We start from the raw sequence: 19,152 nt of genomic DNA, 5'->3' as shown, positions 1-19,152 counted from the left end.
TCTAATTTTCCGTATTATATATAAATAGCCAATCAGTGAAAGATTCAAAACATATAAAACTATTATTTGAAAGATATCTCAATAACCACGCTTCAAGAGAAGAGACGGCGGAGCTATTTCAATATTTTCAGGATACGAATAACAAGGAGGCGCTTGAACAGATGATCGAGAACCAACTTGAATCTCGGGACAAGGAAGAACTTATAGACAAGATGATTTTAGACCGTGTTTTTGGTAAAATTGATCTTGACACCGAACCACAAAATATCAAAAGTCCTACATGGTATAAAACTACAGGCGTTGCAGCTGCCATCATACTGATTATCTCTATCTCTTATTTATTTCTTAACCGCAGCACATATAATGATCATACAGCAACCATTATCGAACCTGGTCGCGATAAAGCAACACTTGTGCTTTCTTCTGGTAAAACGATCGTACTGGAGGATGTTGCGAATGGAAAATTAACGGAAGAGCTCGGCACAACAATTGAAAAAACAGAAAAAGGCGGAATTAATTATAAAATTGAGGGAAATACCGATGTACGCATCGCTATGAATCTTTTGAATGTACCAAAGGGCGGGCAATTCCAGATAACCCTTTCTGATGGCACAAAAGTTTGGCTAAATTCCAATTCCAGCCTTAAATATCCAAGTGCATTTTCAACCTCTGAACGCCGTGTAGAACTGACGGGTGAAGCCTACTTTGAAGTGTCAAAAAATAAACAAAAACCATTTATTGTCGAAACTTCGCTTCAAAAGGTCGAAGTCTTAGGGACTAAATTCAATATCAATGCCTACGATGATGAATCTTCCACACAGACATCCCTTGCAGAAGGGTCTGTAAGAGTGAGTTGCAAAAACAATACAACCTTACTAAAACCAGGACAACAATCTACGTTAACGGATCAAAATATCGCAGTAAGATCAATAAACCTGGATCAAGTATTAGATTGGAAAAATGGTGATTTCAACTTTTCCAATAACAACTTAAAGGAAATCATGCGTAAAATTTCGCGCTGGTATAACATTGAAGTAATTTTTGAAGGTCCCATTTCACAGGAAACCTATGTCGCTCAAATTTCTAGAAAAAAACGATTAAACGATGTATTAAGAGCACTTCAGCTTTCCGGTTCCATCAAGTATAGCATACGAAACAATAAACTGTACATATCGCAATAAACTATAACACACATTAATAACCACTGATTATGAAAGAAACCAGTCCAGCCTAAACATTTCTTCCAAAAAAATAGCCGAAAATGCCTGCCAGCACTCTCGACTAATTTTTTACTTGGAAAACAAGAATTCATTTCAACATCAAACCAGTTAACCAATTTATAAATATATGCATTATTATTTATGTAGTAAGTATTGCATTGTCTTTTTTATTAAAGCTATGCGATACATCGGATCATTATGCAACACATCTACAAAAGTTGCGGTCCTCTTAACAGCATTTATCTTTTTAACACATGTCTCCTCTGCTCAAAATGTTACCCTTAAACACAAGCAGATTACATTGTCCGAAGCATTTCAAGAAATCAGAAAACAGACTAATGTCGATTTTATCATAAAGACAAGCCAACTCGACAAAGTAAGGCCTATTCAAAATATAGATATCCAGAATAAGCCACTAAAACAGGCCCTTGAAAAATTATTGGAACATCAGCCTTTGGTCTTTACAATTGACAATGGCATCATTGTGATTTCGGACCGAGAAAAAAAAACGCCTCTCACCCCCACCGTTCAAAAAAACGGTAAGGTTGAGATCGTGGGTACAGTGAAAAATGATGGAAACAATCTTTATGGTGTTAGTGTCAAGGTTAAAGACAGCCCGTCAATCGGTACAACAACAGATGGCAATGGAAGATACATTCTTGTGGTTCCCACAAATTCGACACTAATATTCTCCTATGTCGGCTACGCCAATCAGGAAATTGCCATTGCCGACAAACGTCGCATTGATGTGCAGCTAAGTCCCGATCAGAGCTTAAGTGAAGTGGTTGTTGTCGGTTACGGAACACAGAAAAAAACCAGTGTCGTGGGAGCATTGGAATCAGTAAAACCAGAAACCTTACGTATCCCAACGGCCAACCTCTCCAATGCATTGGGAGGAAGACTTTCGGGGGTAATCGCAGTACAACGTTCGGGCGAACCCGGTGCAGATGGGGCTAGCTTTTTCATTCGTGGTGTATCGACATTTAGCGGAGCCACCAATCCCCTGATCTTATTGGATGGTGTAGCAATCTCCAAAGGCGACCTGGACGCATTGGCACCAGAAGTTATCGAAAGCTTCTCAGTCCTCAAAGATGCTACTGCCACCGCCGTATTTGGTACTAGGGGAGCAAACGGCGTCCTAATTATCACTACAAAAACAGGTAAAGACCTTAATAAACCGCGTATTTCAGCACGTGCACAATCCCAGATCTCAAGACCTACTTCCATCCCAAAATTTGTTGATGGTGTAAGTTATATGGAGATGTTCAATGAAGCGGTTACAGGTCGCGGTACTGGTGAAATTTTATATTCCCAAGATAAAATAAACGGCACAAGATTAGGCCTGGATCCCTATGTATATCCTAATGTTGACTGGTATAATGAAATGTTTAAGTCCCATACCATCAACAACGAGCTTAATCTAAATGTGCAAGGTGGTGGCAGCAAAATAGGTTATTTCCTCAGTGCAACCGGAAACATTAGCAATGGTTTATTGCGTAAATTTGACCTCAACTCTTTTGACAATAATGTCTCTGTCAAACGGTATAGCTTTCAGAACAATATCAATGTCAACCTTACTTCAACCACCAAAATAGCTTTAAAGCTCAATGCACAACTTCGTGACTACTACGGCGCCGGTGTAGATGCTCCAAGCGTATTTGGCGACATCATGAATGCCAATCCAGTGGACTTCCCGATTATGTTTCCATTTACCGGTACTGACAGAAGAGACGTTCAATACGGAGGAAAAGCTGGTGGTACAGTCAACAATGGTTTTATCAATCCCTTTGCCCGCATGGTCAATGGCTATCAAAATGGTTTCCAAAGTACCTTACTGACTACAATTGATGGAGCGCAAAAACTTGATTTCATTACAAAAGGGCTAGAATTTAAAGCCTTGGTTTCCTTTAAAAACTGGAGCAACACAACAACAAAAAGAACCAGTGGCTACAATCAGTACATGATTAACAGCTATGCACCCGATCCTGCAGGTGGATATACCTACGATCTAGTCATGGTGGGGCAGCCACAAAATCTTTCCCTGGGAACCGAAACGGGCACTAGCGGTGATCGCGAAATCTATTTCCAGCCCTCCATCGAATACAATAGAACATTTGGTAATCACACCGTATCAGGTTTATTTCTTTACAATACCACGGATTTCAATGTCAATAATCCGGCTGATCTAATCAGTTCGCTACCGCGTAGACGCCAGGGCATTACGGGACGTGCAACATATGGTTTCGCCAATAAATATCTTGCCGAAGTCAACTTTGGCTACAATGGTTCCGAAAACTTTGCCACTGGAAGTCGCTTTGGCTTCTTCCCTTCCGTTGGTTTGGGCTATGTACTCAGTAACGAAAAGTTCTTTACAGATTTATTTCCTGCTGTCAGTAATTTAAAAATTAGAGGGAGCTGGGGTAAGGTTGGTAATGATCAGATTGGCGGAGGACGTTTTCCTTATCTTTCGGACCTCAAATTGGACGGAGCATCGTTTACAACAGGTATCGATCAGAATACGAATTATACAGGACCTACTTACTTACAATTTGCAAACCCATTGATTTCATGGGAAGTTGCCGAGAAGAAAAATATAGGTATGGACCTCGGTATTCTTAACAATAAATTCAATATTGTTTTCGACCTATACCAGGAAGATAGAACCAATATCTTCGTTGATCGTTCGGCAACAATCCCTAACGTATTTGGTACTGCAGGAACGAAAGTGTATGGCAATGTTGGTGAGGTAAGAAATAGGGGATTTGATTTCTCCCTAGAATGGAACAAAAGTGAAAAAGATTGGGGAATATCTATGCGTGGAACCTTTACATATGCACATAACACCGTACTGAAAAATAATGAACCAGCCTTTACCAAATACCGCAACCTCTCGCAGATTGGGTATTCTATTGGCACAAACCTAGGCTATCTTGCTGAACGCTTATTTATTGATCAGGCCGAAATAGATAACAGTCCATTACAACAGCTAGGGGGTTTTGTCGCTCCGGGAGACATCAAATATAAAGATCTAACCAATGATATTGATGGTCTAAATCTCATCAATAGCGATGATAGAGTTCGAATGGGGTATCCAACAACACCTGAAATTGTGTATGGTTTGAGTACTTCCATCAATTACAAAAAATTTGATTTTTCTTTCCTCTTACAGGGAGTTGATAGAACTTCTTTTATGATCAGTGGTTTCCATCCATTTGGAAATCAAGGTGTACGCAATGTATTGCAGTTTATTGCCGAGGACCGCTGGAGTCCTGAAAACCCTAACATATTTGCAGCCTATCCACGACTGAGCAAATTGGACAATCTCAACAATACTGAAGCTTCTTCTTATTGGCTGAGAAATGGGGCATTCCTAAAACTCAGAAGTGCTGAGATTGGATATTCGCACAAATTTGCACGCATTTTTCTAAGTGGTTATAATCTATTGACCTTCTCTAAGTTCAAACTTTGGGATCCTGAACAAGGTGGAGGCAATGGTTTGGGATATCCGACACAGCAAGTATTCAATCTCGGAGTCCAACTTCGTTTCAATTAAAACAACTTCGAGATTAAAACTATCAATAGAATTTTAAAATGATTTATCAGATGAAAAGAAAATATATAGGCTACCTTGCATTATTCGCATGCGCGACTTTTTTGACTACCACTTCCTGCAGTAAATTCTTGGATATCGTCCCTGATGAACGTCCTTCGGAAGCAGACGCCTTTCGTGATCCAAATTCAGCCAAAGGTTATTTGTATTCCTGCTATGCGTGGATTCCAAATTCTCGGGTAGGCACCTCTTCCATTGATTTGATGACTTCCGACGAAGTAACAACTGCTTTTGAACATGAAACCTTTGCTCGATTTCCCCGTGGACAATATACAGCGTCAAGTCCTGTCATTTCCTACTGGGATAACCTTTACAAAGGAATACGACAATGCTATATCTTAATTCGCAATGTAGATAAAGTTCCCGGGATAGATCCACAGGAGGCGGCACAATATAAAGCTGAAGCCAACTTCCTGATCGGCTTTTATCATTTCCTATTAGTCCGCATGTACGGTCCAGTTGTTATTGCAGACCAAGAGTTTGATGTCAACGCACCTTCTTCAGCGTATCCGAAACGGTCGACTTATGATGCCTGTATTGATTTTATTATCAAAAAGCTGGATGAGACAGCTGGACAGTTACCTGCTCTTCGCGCCGCGGATGAATGGGGTCGTGCTTCCTCGGTTATTGCCAAGGCGCTAAAGGCTAGAGTATTGCTTTATGCAGCTTCACCGCTCTTTAATGGTGGTGGAGGTGATAAACAGAGCTTCTATGCCGATTTCAAAAACTTGGATGGCACAGCGTTGATCAGTACAACCTTCGACAAAGAAAAATGGCGCCGTGCAGCTCTAGCGGCTAAAGAAGCCATTGATGCAGCTGAACAAAGTGGAGCTTCGCTGTATAAAAACAGTACCTACAATACTGCACTACCAGCCAATCCTATTGAAAAGGACTTACGCCTTACTTTTATTGACAAAGCCAATACCAAGGAAGTGATTTGGGCGGAAACACGTCGGGAAGGTCTTTACGATTTTCAAAATAAATCTACTCCATTTCTCAGTGGCGCACAAGGTGAGTCCTATAATGGTGTATCCCCGACCCTCACCCTGATAGAATCCTTTTATAGTAAAAATGGTTTACCGATTGACAAAGATCCCAATTACGACTATAATGGACGATACGGCGTAACAAATACGCCAAATGGTAATACATTATCGTTAAATCTAAACAGAGAACCACGCTTTAATGCCTGGATTGCCTATCACAACAGCTACTATGAAGTGGTTAGGGGGAGTGCCAATCAAATCCTTGTTCAGTTTAGGAAAAATGACAATTGCGGTATCCAAGGACGGTCTAATAACTACTCTCCAACAGGATATCTCAACAAAAAAGGTATTGCACCTGAATTGAACCAAAGCAGACTGCAGGTCTCCGTCAATTATCCATGGCCGGTGATACGTCTAGCAGAACTGTATCTGAACTACGCGGAAGCGCTAATCGAATATGGTCAGGATCTGAATACTGCCAAACAATATATTGACCGCGTTCGGGTCCGTGCGGGCATTCCAACAATTGATGTCGCATGGGCTCCAATTGGCGGCGCAAATAATCAGGCAACACTACGTTCCATCGTCAGACAAGAACGTACCATTGAACTTTACTTGGAAGGCCATCGCTTCTGGGATTTAAGACGTTGGATGATCGCCGATCAATACCTCAACCAACAGGCGAAAGGAATGAATATACAAGGAGCTACCGATACAGAGTTTTTCAAAATAACAACGGTCGTTTATCCACGTAGTTTTAGTCAGCGTAATTATTTAATGCCTATACCACAGGAAGAGATCAATAAAAACGAGGAATTGGTACAAAATCCCGGTTATTAATTAATTTAATGAATTGCACAAGATGAAATACAATATCGGAATATTCGCTCTACTCTTTTTAGCAATAGCGTGTAAAAAAGAAGAAATAAAAATGACCAAACCACCACAACTGGTTTCGGTTGAAGCAGAACCACGTATTGGCGGGACTCTCCTGAAATGGAAACTTCCTTCAGACAACAATTATCTTTATGGACAGATTACATATAAAAAAGCGGGATCAAAAGATCCCGATAAAATCTATAAAATCAATATAAGTTCTTTTGCCGACACGATGCGTATAGATGGGCTGATCAATAAATATGAATATGTCTTCAACGTCCAATTGTTCAATCAAGACAAGAAAACAAGCATTGGCGGAGATATCATAAGCAGCAATAGTGTTAGGCCAATCGTCAGGCCTTCGGAAGTGACCTATTTCCCGAACGAGTTAACTAAAATACAGGTGACCGATAATATGGTAGAAACCTATACACAGGAGAGCAGCGAGGGCCCAAAAAAGAATTTATTTGACGGCGATAAAAATACATATTGGCATACTGCATGGTCAGCAAATACAGCCCCGCTTCCGCATTGGATCCAACTCAATTTCCCTCAGGAAGAAGAGATTGGCGCCATAAAATACTTCTTCAGACAAAACAATAGCGATGAAGCCGGGCGTCCGAAACAATGGGGAATAGAAATAAGTTCAGACGGCAAGCAGTGGACAAGAGTTTTTACATCAAAAGATAATCTTCCCACATCAAATGTTGCTGAAGAGCAAAGTTTGGCTTTTGATAAAAACTATAAGTCCAAATTTTTCCGGCTAATGATCCTTAAAAACGGTGGAAAAAGTTACACCCATCTAGGTGAAATGAATGTCTACCGGATGCGCTCTTCTATCATTGACAAAGAAAAAGAAGCTGAAGATAACTATTGATCGTCATCACAAAGATTGTTTTCTAATCATCACTGGTGCTCAAAAGAGCATGACGACGGAGGTAGAAATACCTCCGTCTTATTTTTTCCATCGGTATATCATCAATATTCGAACAAGCTCCAAAAGGGTACGACGTCAAATTCCCGCTATAGCATAAGCCTATTCGACGAGGCTATCCCCAGGAAAAAATAAAAAACTTTTTTATTACCTTAGATAAATAAATCGAACAAGAAAACAACTTGTTTTTTCATTAACTATAGTTCACATATATGAAATTATATGCCTTTGTTTTGGGAGTAGGCTTACTTCCGGCCGTAGGATTATGTCAAAAGACCGTCACCCCTGGTAGCAGCGATATCAATACCAACTATATCAAACCAGAAAAATCACTGTATACGGTATATTATGTTAAAGATAACACCTGGGACAAACAAGGATCATTGACCTACGATATCGTAGCGGCCAACAATCAGCTGACCTTAACCAATACCTATGTTCCGAAAGACAATGCCTGGACTTCGATCCGCACAACGATTGCCGACGCAAAAACACTTCGGTCCATCAGCTACGCGAGCGATGGCAAGGAAACAAAAGTAAACCTCAACTTTGCAGAAACAATTACAGGTAATTATTATTCGAAGAAAACTAAAAAGGAAAAAAAGATCAACTTACAGCCAACTAGACCTTTTGTAGATTTTAACTGGACAGATCATCTGATTTCAACTCTACCTTTAGATCTAGGGTATAAAGCGCGCATCCCGCAATTTTATTACAATAGTGATTCGGACATTTTTGTCGAAGACTATACCATTAAAGAAGTAAAAAGCTACAGTTATGGTTCCCCAAAAACAGGTAAGCACGACAGTTGGCTGGTTACACTTTTAGAAGAAAGTACCGGAGCCATCTACAATTATGTCATCGATAAAAAAGATCGCCGATTATGGCAAAGGGAAATGTCCATGGGAAACGGAAAGTGGGAAATTACCGTAAACGAAGAACTGGACTATCAACCTATTAAAAATAGATTCAACAAAGAACAGGCTGCCCAACAGATTTCTCAAGGGAACAGTGTTATTATCGGGACGGCTTACGCACGATCTAGCTCCGGAAAAAAACTTGGCGGGCTCGTGAATACTGCAAAAAAGCAATATGCTCCAAAAGGAACAGAAATTACGCTATTCGCCAACTCGGCCTATTACGAAGAATGGCTTGAAGTCAATAAAAAGATCCGAAAACAGAAAAAGGTCCAGGAAGTTCCATTAGATCCTGATTTTGGCTATGCGGTTAAAAAAGCAAAAGTGTATGATGATGAGGGGCATTTCGAATTTGCAGACCTCATGCCAGGTGCATACGTGATTATGGCGAGCTTCGATTTCACCAATTCTTACAACTATTCCTATGTATCAGGCTACACCAATTATTATAACTATTGGGGTTATACAGGTTCCACGACAAATTACGGTACGGCAAGATCATCTTATGTCGACAAAGCCAATATTGAGAAACACGTTACCATCGACAAAGACGGTGAAAAGAAAGAGGTGAACTTAAAGGAAATGTAATCCTAAAAATGCCCTTAAACAAACTCGTTTAACGGCATTTTTTATTTTTTTTGAGATCTATTCCTAAAATGAGAAGATCATCTATCCATTTACTTTTTTCGAAGTTCAATATAGCGGTCTATGCTAATGGGAAAATTATCGGCTGTATGCAGTAGAAAACAGGCCGCCGCTCCTACCCAGACCGAATAATCGAACGTCGATTTAATTCCTAATGAGAGGGTCATCACTATCGCAAAGCTGATCAGTAGCATCCCGGCTACGAATGCAGTAAAACGCAGTTTATAGCCGATCAGCAATAGGATTGCTAAGACAACCTCTAATAATGTTGCACCTATAGCAAGTATATTACCGAAAGATTCAGGCACAAAAAAATTAAGGGTATTTGAGTAGACTACAAAATTGGCCCAATTTCCCCAGGAAACATGTGATGCCCCCGGTGCCCCCCACAGCCCCCAACGATCTGCAACAGCAGACAAAAATGCTGTCGATACAGCTATACGTACAAAAAGTTGATTATACATGGTATAAATTATATAAATATGGTATAAACGATATAAATCAAATTTAAGAGAACAAAAACAGTCCAAACTTAAACCAGTTTAAGAAACTTGTTTCAACCATCCCATACCCACAAAGACTCCCCTCATTGTCATAACCGGTGTTGTACCTTCACTTCCTCGCTCATCGTTCGGCGATCAGCTGTGGTTAAATCCATTGCACAGTTAAATCAATAAGGCTGCCAGCACATGGGTGCTGTACAGCCTTAGACATCAATTAATACGAATAAGAATTTAATATCATGTGTCTACTCCATTAAATGATTACACACTGTTATAATGACGACCAAGATGCTCAATAGTCCTAATGGAAATAAAAACTATTTGCTACAGCTGCAGCGTTAATCCCTGCTGCTGTTGGTTTCTAAAAATTAACACCTTCGGCTGGTCTGCGTGTACATGCTTTTTTATCGCTTGTTGCAAGTCTATTAATTGATCTATTTTCTCGCCTTGGTAATTCAGCACAACATCACCGATACGCAAACCGCTTTTATAAAGATTGCCTTTTTCATCCAACTGAAGTAGCAGCACGCCGTTTATCGAGGGTAGGCCCGCAGCCGACTGCTCTCCCAAAGTTTCCACTGATTTAAATAAGCCCGACTTCCAGGCCCATCTGCTCCCCTGTTCCTTTGCTTCGGATTGGATCAATTGAGGTATTTCAGGACTAGCGGCAAGAGTTTTAAGTCTTTTACTCATAACCCCGAAATGCAGCATGTCAAAATTTTTAAAATCCTGATCTTTCAAGTTCTTCAATCGGAAATCGCCATGTGCAGGATTCGTAAAGTTCAATTGAATAACACGACCATGTTTTTCTATGCCTTTCGCCCGATCTTTGTCTAGGTCATCCTTCCTTCCGTAGATATTATGGTCTACCTCTTCCCCCCAATACTTGACCTGTATATCCTGATGGGACTCCATCACAATATTATTACGGAATACATCGTGACTATTTTGAAACCAGACATGTGGATGAAAACCATTGTTGATCATCACATTGTTATACACTTTGCGATAAAATCCTTCCCTTAGTTTTAGTCCCCCACTTAAACAAAGATTGTTGTAAATTTCATAGTTGGAAGATCCGTCGTCCAAATCAATATCCCAACCGTGATCACAGCGAAATCTATTATCATGGATTTTAGTTGTTTTGACTGCATCCAGCAATATTAAATTGGGATGTTTCCCCGTCAGTTCATCCATCTCCTTTCGATTAGGATGCCAAAATCGGTCGCGCCCCCATGAGTTGAAAGCTCCATGATCGCTGGTTTCCAGGACTGTATTAAAAACATCATTGTAAGCTATCTCATGACCGCCCCAGGTACCATCACCTACATTAATACCTGCTCGCGGCACATTGTAAATGGTATTATGCAAAATTCGTAAAGATTCAGCCATAGAGACCTGTACACCTGCTACTTGTTTTTCGATCAATCCAATGTTATGAATCAGATTGTCACTCGCCTCACAGTCCATAGGATAATTATCGGTTTTTGGCCCTTTGATGGTATCCATTTGGTCAAACGGAACAAATTTTTCATATCGAAATTCCAGTGAGCGTACTGCTGCTGGATCTCCTACAAAATTGATTGCTCCGGCGCCGATCTGTTCAATCCGGTTTCCTTCGATTTTGACGCCGCGGTTATAATTATTAATAAATATTGCATTGCCGCCCAAAGCGATAAAATCATTCGCGCGGAAGATACAGTTTTCCGCACCTTCAATCTTTACGGCTCCCTGTCGATAGATCGTCCAATCACTACGTAAGAGAGGTTCGCTTGTTTTCATAAAGGTAGGAGCAGTATACATGAAGCGAAGGCCACTAACCTCAATATCATGCACTGGTCTGGAAGATGAACCTGAAAGATAGATTAAATTTTCCAATTGTGGTGCTACAAACTTCAGCTGGTTGGGATCAACTCCTTTAGCAGGCATATAATATAAGAGTGCCTTCTCCTCATCCAAATACCACTCCTGAAAGGTATCGAGTTCTTCAAAGATATTTTCTACAAAGCGATAGGTCTCGTGCATTTTGCTGGGACGATTATTTTGCTGTCCACCTTCAAGTGTAACTGTTGATAAGCCATCTTTTCCGGTAATCTTATAATGGAATCCTCCCCAGCGACCAGCATGCAAAGCATGTACAATTCCCCCCTTAGGGTTTTTCCAGGTTGCGACACGTTCGGGACTTAATGCATCTGCAGCATAGCCTTGAAATGGCAAGACTGTGGGATCGTAGTTTGGATAACGTGCCCGGACAAGATGCTTATCATTAGCGTATAGACTTTGGAAGTTTACTCCTCTTGGGACTTTAGCCTCCCAAATACCATGATCGCCCTGTTTCCATTTGAGGTTAAGCGATTTGGCACCACTCAGCGTAACTTGTGCTCCATCCTCAGCTTTAATCCGCAAGGGTTGCCTTCTTGTACCCGATATCCCAGCAGACAATTCAATCGGTTTATCCAGCTGGTAGGTGCCTGCCATAAAGATGATTTCGATGCCTGGTGTATTTTTACCTTGTTTCTGTTTTTCTACCGATCGCAATGCGGCTTCAGCTGTGGCATAGGGACTGGCCATAGTTCCTTGGTTTCTATCACTTCCTTTTGTACTGATATAAATACGTTTGACCGAGCCAGCCTCTTGTCCACGCACGCTAAGCGAAGTGACACCGCTAAGGCCAATAAATAATAATTTAGGAAATAGCATACAAGATATCTTCATAATTTTAATCGTTCATATAGTTTTAGCTAGATTACATCGACTATAAACCCGCTATATAGTTAGGTCTATAAGTCCATAAAAATAAAGTCGTTTGCTATGCACAAACGACTTTTTCAGTTCGTGTTTCATTCGATCAGGTTTATATTTCACAAAACAATGGTATTTCGCCTAATTAGCGAATGGTCTATTGAATCACTTCACTGATCTGTACCTCTGGCGTAATATTCGTGTACTTTGGAAAATCTTCGGCAAACTTTTTCCCATTTTCTTTTAAAGGATCCTGATAGGCCGCAACAGAATCAAAATACAAATGGCAAATGGCCAAATAGATCGGACCTTCTGCTGAGCTACGTCCCGAAAGCCCTTTATCAATGGTTACGCCTTTCAGTGCTTTACCGTAAACTTTTTTGACAAGCGCAATATGTTTAGGGAGATAATAATTCCAATCAAATGTCTTTCCAGGGCCATTACGATAAAAGATCGATACCTTGATCATCCCTTTTTTATGAAAAGGTGGATCTGCTTTTACATTGCACTGGAACCCCAACAGCATGGTTACCAAAACCATAACTAAAATGATCTTTGTTTTCATATTTGTTGATAAGTAAGATTAAATAACACTCTTTTTTCCAAAACATTTGCCATGAGTAAATAAACAGCGAATATTGCTTAGATTAGTTCTTTTTGCGCTCTGCGGCTGCTTTCAACAAAATTTCTTTACTAGCAACCGGCACGTTTCCGTTAGCATCAGGTCCAATATTGAGCAGCAAATTTCCACCTTTTTCATTTATCTCTCGTAGCTTAGTATTTACTTCTGTGGGAGATTTCCAATTATTATCTGATTTTTTATATCCCCAAGAATTGTTCAGGGTATAGCAGGCTTCCCAATCGTAATCCAGCAACGCTCCAGGATGTTCTTGTTCAGGCGTTCCAAAATCTCGCTTAAATTGATCACGCTTTGCTACGCGGTTATTAATGATAAGAGAGGGCTTCAATTTGCGTAGATATTGATAAAGATCTTCTCCTGCGGCCATATCCCACCAGTTCACCCAATCCCCATCAAACCAAAGGATGTCGGTATCATACTTTACAACCAATTCTTTCAATTGATTTTTCATGTATTGAATATAAGCAGCTTTCTGTTCTGGCTTAATGAGGATCTGGCCCCAATCGCCTTTACCATTAGGATCGACATATTGCGAATCGTGATGCCAATCGATAATACTGTAGTAGGTACCAAATCTGATCCCAGCTTTCTTACAAGCTGTGGACAACTCCCGCACGAGATCTCTTCCTTTCATTGGCGTCGAAGCTATATCATAATCTGTGTAGGGGGAATCCCACAGACAAAACCCCTCATGGTGTTTGGTCGTCAGGACAATATACTTCATTCCGGCATCTTTAGCCAATTGAACAATACGATCTGCATTAAAGTCCTTGGGGTTCCATGTGTTAATCAGCTCCGAATAGGCTGCCTTCGGAATATTCATTTCCGATTGTATCCACTCGGCATATCCTTTGGTTGAATTCCCTTTATATATCCCTCCAAGTTGACTATAAAGCCCAAAATGAATAAACATTCCATATTTTGCTTCCCTAAACCAATGCATCCGTTCATCAAAATCCTTTTTGGATTCCTGTAAATTATTAACTTGGGCGTTCCCCATGTTCATAAACAACATGGCTAGTAGAGAAAGAATACAATGCGTTGCTTTTATCATATTTATTATAATTGGTTAATCCAACAAGCTCAAGCGGCTGTCAAATCTTCTATTGGTATCTTGCGCATTCGACAAATGCTAAACCATTCTGCTATTGCAAAATAAATATAAAAAATATGAACAACACTTTTTATTTATTGCAAAGAAGTTACGCTTAGCGTACAGGGCTATACCTGCCTCAATTTTACAAAAATGAAAACTTCCAAAGCAGCTTATCAAACAGTCTATCTGCTATGAAATTTAATATAAATTCTTTCCAAAAAGGATTTATATTTAGTAAATATTTCATTAAAAACCATACTATAGATTGAAATTATGAGTTTAAAGACCTTAATCACAAAAAGTGCCGAGTATAACGACTGGGTTGTCAATAAATACATCAATTGGCTGGCTGATAAATCGGACGACCAACTTAACCAGGAGGTACCTTCAAGCTTCCCGACCATTTTGAAAACCTTAAACCACATCTTGCAGACACAGGAATATTGGTGGAGCCACATTTCAGAAAGCAATGATTTCGATTTTGAAAAAAAGCGAACCACAAAAGAAGAAATATTTGAAGCGCTAAGAAGAAGTTCAGTCCAACTTGTGGATTATATAAACAAGCTATCGGAGTTAGATCTTGAAAAAAATATCAAAGTGGAATCACCATGGTTTCAATGCGATTTCACGAAGTATGAATACATACAACAGCTGATCCTCCACGGAACATATCATAGGGGACAAATCGTTACAATGGGTCGAGCTATTGGAATTACGGATGCCCCAATGACAGACTTTAATTATTGGAATATTTATAAAGATCAAGAATAGGGATTCGAGCAGCGCTATGGACCAAATTACCAGTAAAGTACAGATCCGAGAAATTGTCGCAGCTGCGAAACAGCAAGGACAGCAATCCGGTATTGAATGCCGTATATTAAGCTCACAAGAGTGTTTACTGAAAAAGAAAGTTCGATTTCCACTTCTGGAGTTTGCGGCCAGGGAAATTATGCTATTCGTTCCTGAGGCCGAGCAGTTACACTTGACAGATCGTCTCATTGCCACAACAGAAATGGGAAGTTATGAATCCATCCATAAAGCCTGCACCTATATAACCATGGGCAATCAATGGTACGTCTGTGATATCATCGGCGAACGTGCCAATAAAATGAATACGTGATTTTCTTTGTGATAGTTATACATCAAGAAAGGCGAAGTCTACCATTAAACCTCGCCTTTCTTTATACATTTAATCTATATGTAACCGCGCGCCCTCGGTTAGTGATCTTTTTTCATTGTTCCTTTTTCACGAAGATTAATATGCCAGCTAAAAGCCTCTTCTAACAAATGTGGTGTATGCCCTCCCCTTTCACAAGCGCGGTTATAATAGTCTGATAGCTGCTCCCTATAATCGGGATGTACGCAGTTCTCAATAATTACTTTCGCTCGCTCACGAGGCGCTAAACCACGCAAATCTGCCAAACCATAATCTGTTACCAAAATATCGACATCATGTTCGGTATGATCTACGTGAGAAACCATAGGAACAATATGAGAAATTGCATCCCCTTTAGAGGCTGCCTGTGTAACAAAGATGCTCAAATAAGCATTACGTGCAAAGTCACCCGATCCACCGATACCATTCATGATATTTGTTCCCGAAGTATGGGTAGAATTTACGTTTCCATAAATATCAAACTCTATGGCTGTATTAATTGCTATAATTCCCAAACGTTTGATCAGTCCAGGTGTATTGGAAATGTTCTGTGGGCGCAATACAATTTTATCGCGGTATCGATCCAAATGATCGAACACTCTTGAATAACACTCTTCCGAAACAGTAATTGAAGAAGCAGAAGCAAAATCCAGTTTTCCAGCATCGATAAGGTCAAAGGTACTATCTTGCAACACTTCAGAAAACATCGTTAGATTACGGAACTTACTATGTATAAATCCAGTTAGAACAGCGTTAGCTACTTTTCCAATACCCGCTTGGAGGGGCATCAAGCTTTCTGACAAATGACCTAGCTCTACTTCATTTTCGAAAAACTGTAAAATATGCTTCGCTATCGCTGTAGTTTTGGTATCCGGTTCAGCAATATCGGCTGGGCTATCAAGCTCATTCGTAAACACAATTCCCACCACCTTGCTTGCGTCCAAAGGAATAGTTTTACGCCCAATTTTATTTTCAGGTGCTACAATCGGAATAACATTACGGCGAGGGTAATCTTCTGCTTGGTAAATATCATGTATCCCTTTAATCGTCATCGGTATCGCAGTATTGACCTCCAAAATAACCTGCTTAGCCAATGCAGCAAAAGTAGCCGAATTTCCCACAGAAGTCGTTGGAACAATACTTCCGTCTGATTCTATTGCTGCTACTTCCAAAACAGCAATATCCACCTGAGGCAAATTCTTATTGTGCAGCAATTCGGCTGTTTCGCTTAGATGCTGATCAATAAACAGCACATCCCCGGCATTAATTTTATTACGTAAAATACGATCTACCTGAAAAGGCATCCGCTTGGATAGTGCCCCCGCTTCCGCCAATTTACCGTCTGTTCCATGTCCCAACGAAGCCCCAGTAATCAGGGTTATTTTCAATGGATCCACTTTTGCACGTTCAGCCAAGGCTGGTAACACAACCTTACTGTCTCCAGCCTTAGTAAAACCACTCGATCCAACGACCATTCCGTTTTGAAATAGCTTAGCAGCTTCTTCCGCTGTAATCACTTTATCATGTAAGCTTTGAACTTTTATTCTTTCGTAAGCCATATTGTTATAGTTTGATTTTATTCCATTATTGTAAACTTAAGAAATTGAAACCTATATATTTCCCTTATTTGTAAAGTTCTTTGTTATATTTTCCCACCTCTTAACCAAACAATTTTAGCATTTTTTTAAACTGCATATTTATTACCATTCGACACAAAATTATCCAAACGAGACTAAAAAGACACAACTCGCTATAAATCAAAAATATACAACAAATCATAATAAAAAAATATTTTATATCACACTGATCGATAATATATATCACACTGATAACAAACAACTTACAATAACAAAGGCAAAACTAAAGTAAGTAAAGACTAACTCTCTCGTCGATTAATTGCCATTTTAACGTAAGCATACACTCACTTTCAAGAAGTAAAGGTGGGGTCTAGTAAAAAAGTCTTACCTTTGTGACATAGTATTATAGGTTAAAATGAATACACAAGATATAACGACAGATGCTAAATATGTCAACCGTTATTATATGACGGAAGTAGACTCATTTGAAGATAGCATTTACTGTCACCACGCTATTATTGCAGAGAATCATATTTCCGAACATTGCCACGATAAGGACCAATTTTTATATACAGAAGGCGGTGTCGTATTTGTTAAGACAGAGGAAAAATCATATTTTCTACCTGCCCGACATTATTTGTGGATTCCCGCTGGCATAAAACATAGTATTCATCCAAGTACACCGGAGGTCGTTATGCGTAATTTGTACTTTCCCAAAACCAATAATGACGCACCCTTCTATAGCAAAATGGGAATCTATCCAGTAAATGATCTTTTGATAGAGCTGATTATGTTTACCAACCGCTGGAATGGCAATATCTTTCCGGTCGAAGAACCTAAATATAGTATTGCTTCTGCATTTAAACTTATCTTGCCGGAATTATCGCTGCATGAGCTTCCATTGGCCTTGCCCTATCCTAATCATCAGAAATTAAAGGATATCGTTACTTACCTCGAAGAGAATATAGAGGAAAATGTCAGCTTTAAAAAACTTGCCGGATTATTTAACATTAGTGAACGTACATTAGCCAGACTATTTCAAAAAGAATTAAATATGTCTTTTATCCAGTACTACACGATTCTCAGAATGCTGACTGCTCTTAAGCTCCTTTTAGACGAAAAACTAAGTGTAAATGAAGTTGCACTCAAAGTTGGATACAATAGTCTCCCCACCTTTAGTAACACATTCAATAAGGTCGTCGGTATCCGTCCAAGCGAATATGTCAAACAAAAAGAATTGCTTATTTAAAAATGTTTACCTAATTTAGGTCAATAAACCTAATTCAGGATGAAATTCAAACATATCATTTATAGTGCTGGAATTTTATTGCTCAGCACTTCTTTATTTGCCAAATCTCAAGATAAAAAACCCAAACCCATTCAGTTATTTAATGGGAAAGATTTGAAGAACTGGACCCCAAAAATCAGAAACCACAAAGTTGGGGATAATTATAAAAATACATTTCGTGTAGAAGACGGTTTACTCAAAGTAAGATATGATGGTTATGATAATTTTAATTTTCAGTATGGCCATCTATTCTACAATAAAGAATTCTCAGCTTATTTATTGCGCGTCACTTACAGATTTGTTGGTGAACAGGTAAATGGTGGAGAAGGTTGGGCCTGGCGTAATAGCGGAGCCATGCTACATGGACAGGATCCTAATACCATGGGTGTGGATCAAGACTTTCCAATATCGATCGAAGGGCAACTGCTGGGTGGAAATGGCAAGGACGAACGGACCACAAGTAACCTTTGTACACCAGGCACAAACGTTGTGATCGACAATAAGCTATTTACACCACATTGCATCAGCTCAACATCAAAAACCTATGCTGGAGATCAATGGGTAACTGCTGATTTCTTGGTATTGGGAGACTCACTTGTGCAACATATCCTTGAAAACAAGGTCGTATTACAGTATAATAAACCGCAAATTGGAGGCGGTAATGTAAGTGGTTTCGATCCTAAAGTGAAAAAGGATGGTCAGCTTTTAAGTAAGGGGACTATTTCACTGCAGAGTGAGAGTCATCCCATTGACTTTAAAAAAGTGGAACTTTACGATTTAGAACCTTACATGAAAGATCCCAACAAATTGAAAAAGGTCATCGCGGAGCTACTTCCAAATTTGCAACAATAAAAAACACTCCAAGTCAGTTTTAAAATAAAAAAGCATCGAATATCGATGCTTTTTTATTTACCATTCGCTTGGAAAGAGAAATCCAAAGTATATAACATAAAGAAAAG

14 protein-coding genes are annotated in these 19,152 nt (G+C 39.6%); 9 read left to right on the top strand and 5 right to left on the bottom strand.

The genetic code is table 11. The features are described 5' to 3' along the window. Window positions 1-35: 35 nt before the first annotated feature. The 5 genes from CBM24_RS04715 (at window position 36) to CBM24_RS04695 (ending at window position 9,134) form a co-directional block, all read left to right on the top strand. On the top strand, window positions 36-1,181 hold the full coding sequence (locus CBM24_RS04715; protein ID WP_075991204.1) for a FecR family protein: 1,146 nt from the start codon (window positions 36-38) through the stop codon (window positions 1,179-1,181). A 217-nt stretch (window positions 1,182-1,398) separates the two neighbouring features. Beyond that, window positions 1,399-4,773, top strand: coding sequence for a TonB-dependent receptor (locus tag CBM24_RS04710; protein WP_088160348.1), 3,375 nt, complete (start codon window positions 1,399-1,401; stop codon window positions 4,771-4,773). Window positions 4,774-4,823: 50 nt separating this feature from the next. After that, entirely contained in the window at window positions 4,824-6,656 is a 1,833-nt protein-coding gene (locus CBM24_RS04705; protein ID WP_088160347.1) for a RagB/SusD family nutrient uptake outer membrane protein, read from the top strand. A gap of 22 nt (window positions 6,657-6,678) precedes the next feature. Beyond that, the gene (locus tag CBM24_RS04700) at window positions 6,679-7,572 is read left to right on the top strand and encodes a discoidin domain-containing protein (protein WP_075991200.1); all 894 of its coding nucleotides are present in this window, start codon (window positions 6,679-6,681) and stop codon (window positions 7,570-7,572) included. A gap of 269 nt (window positions 7,573-7,841) precedes the next feature. Beyond that, on the top strand, window positions 7,842-9,134 hold the full coding sequence (locus CBM24_RS04695; protein ID WP_088160346.1) for a hypothetical protein: 1,293 nt from the start codon (window positions 7,842-7,844) through the stop codon (window positions 9,132-9,134). 89 nt (window positions 9,135-9,223) lie between these two features. Here CBM24_RS04695 and CBM24_RS04690 read toward each other — a convergent pair whose 3' ends face one another. The 4 genes from CBM24_RS04690 to CBM24_RS04675 all read right to left on the bottom strand — a co-directional run bounded on the left by CBM24_RS04690 (window position 9,224) and on the right by CBM24_RS04675 (window position 14,130). After that, on the bottom strand, window positions 9,224-9,655 hold the full coding sequence (locus CBM24_RS04690; RefSeq protein ID WP_088160345.1) for a DoxX family protein: 432 nt from the start codon (window positions 9,653-9,655) through the stop codon (window positions 9,224-9,226). Between the two features lie 363 nt (window positions 9,656-10,018). Further along, entirely contained in the window at window positions 10,019-12,409 is a 2,391-nt protein-coding gene (locus CBM24_RS04685; RefSeq protein WP_157698369.1) for a PDZ domain-containing protein, read from the bottom strand. A 184-nt stretch (window positions 12,410-12,593) separates the two neighbouring features. Further along, window positions 12,594-13,001 carry an EthD family reductase gene (locus CBM24_RS04680; protein WP_083663494.1) on the bottom strand — a complete coding sequence of 136 codons (408 nt, stop codon included), beginning with the start codon at window positions 12,999-13,001 and terminating at the stop codon, window positions 12,594-12,596. Window positions 13,002-13,083: 82 nt separating this feature from the next. Continuing rightward, entirely contained in the window at window positions 13,084-14,130 is a 1,047-nt protein-coding gene (locus CBM24_RS04675) for an alpha-L-fucosidase (RefSeq protein ID WP_083663493.1), read from the bottom strand. 315 nt (window positions 14,131-14,445) lie between these two features. Here CBM24_RS04675 and CBM24_RS04670 point away from each other — a divergent pair, with 315 nt between their 5' ends. Together CBM24_RS04670 and CBM24_RS04665 are read left to right on the top strand one after the other, a co-directional pair. Further along, on the top strand, window positions 14,446-14,943 hold the full coding sequence (locus CBM24_RS04670; RefSeq protein WP_075991195.1) for a DinB family protein: 498 nt from the start codon (window positions 14,446-14,448) through the stop codon (window positions 14,941-14,943). A 16-nt stretch (window positions 14,944-14,959) separates the two neighbouring features. After that, a complete protein-coding gene (locus tag CBM24_RS04665) occupies window positions 14,960-15,292 on the top strand; it encodes a hypothetical protein (protein ID WP_075991194.1) in 333 nt (110 codons plus the stop codon). Between the two features lie 98 nt (window positions 15,293-15,390). Here CBM24_RS04665 and CBM24_RS04660 read toward each other — a convergent pair whose 3' ends face one another. Then, complete coding sequence (locus tag CBM24_RS04660) at window positions 15,391-16,887, bottom strand: succinate CoA transferase (protein ID WP_070564668.1); 1,497 nt, start codon at window positions 16,885-16,887, stop codon at window positions 15,391-15,393. 433 nt (window positions 16,888-17,320) lie between these two features. Between CBM24_RS04660 and CBM24_RS04655 the strand changes: the two genes are divergently transcribed. After that, window positions 17,321-18,154 carry an AraC family transcriptional regulator gene (locus CBM24_RS04655; protein WP_088160343.1) on the top strand — a complete coding sequence of 278 codons (834 nt, stop codon included), beginning with the start codon at window positions 17,321-17,323 and terminating at the stop codon, window positions 18,152-18,154. Window positions 18,155-18,193: 39 nt separating this feature from the next. Continuing rightward, window positions 18,194-19,045, top strand: coding sequence for a DUF1080 domain-containing protein (locus CBM24_RS04650; protein WP_075991192.1), 852 nt, complete (start codon window positions 18,194-18,196; stop codon window positions 19,043-19,045). The last annotated feature ends 107 nt before the right edge of the window (window positions 19,046-19,152 follow it).

Origin of the sequence: Sphingobacterium sp. G1-14 (genome assembly GCF_002196555.1) — a bacterium.
In the GTDB taxonomy this organism is placed as follows: domain Bacteria; phylum Bacteroidota; class Bacteroidia; order Sphingobacteriales; family Sphingobacteriaceae; genus Sphingobacterium; species Sphingobacterium siyangense.
Note: the sequence above shows the minus strand (reverse complement) of the source record. Positions and strands in the feature narration are given on the sequence as shown.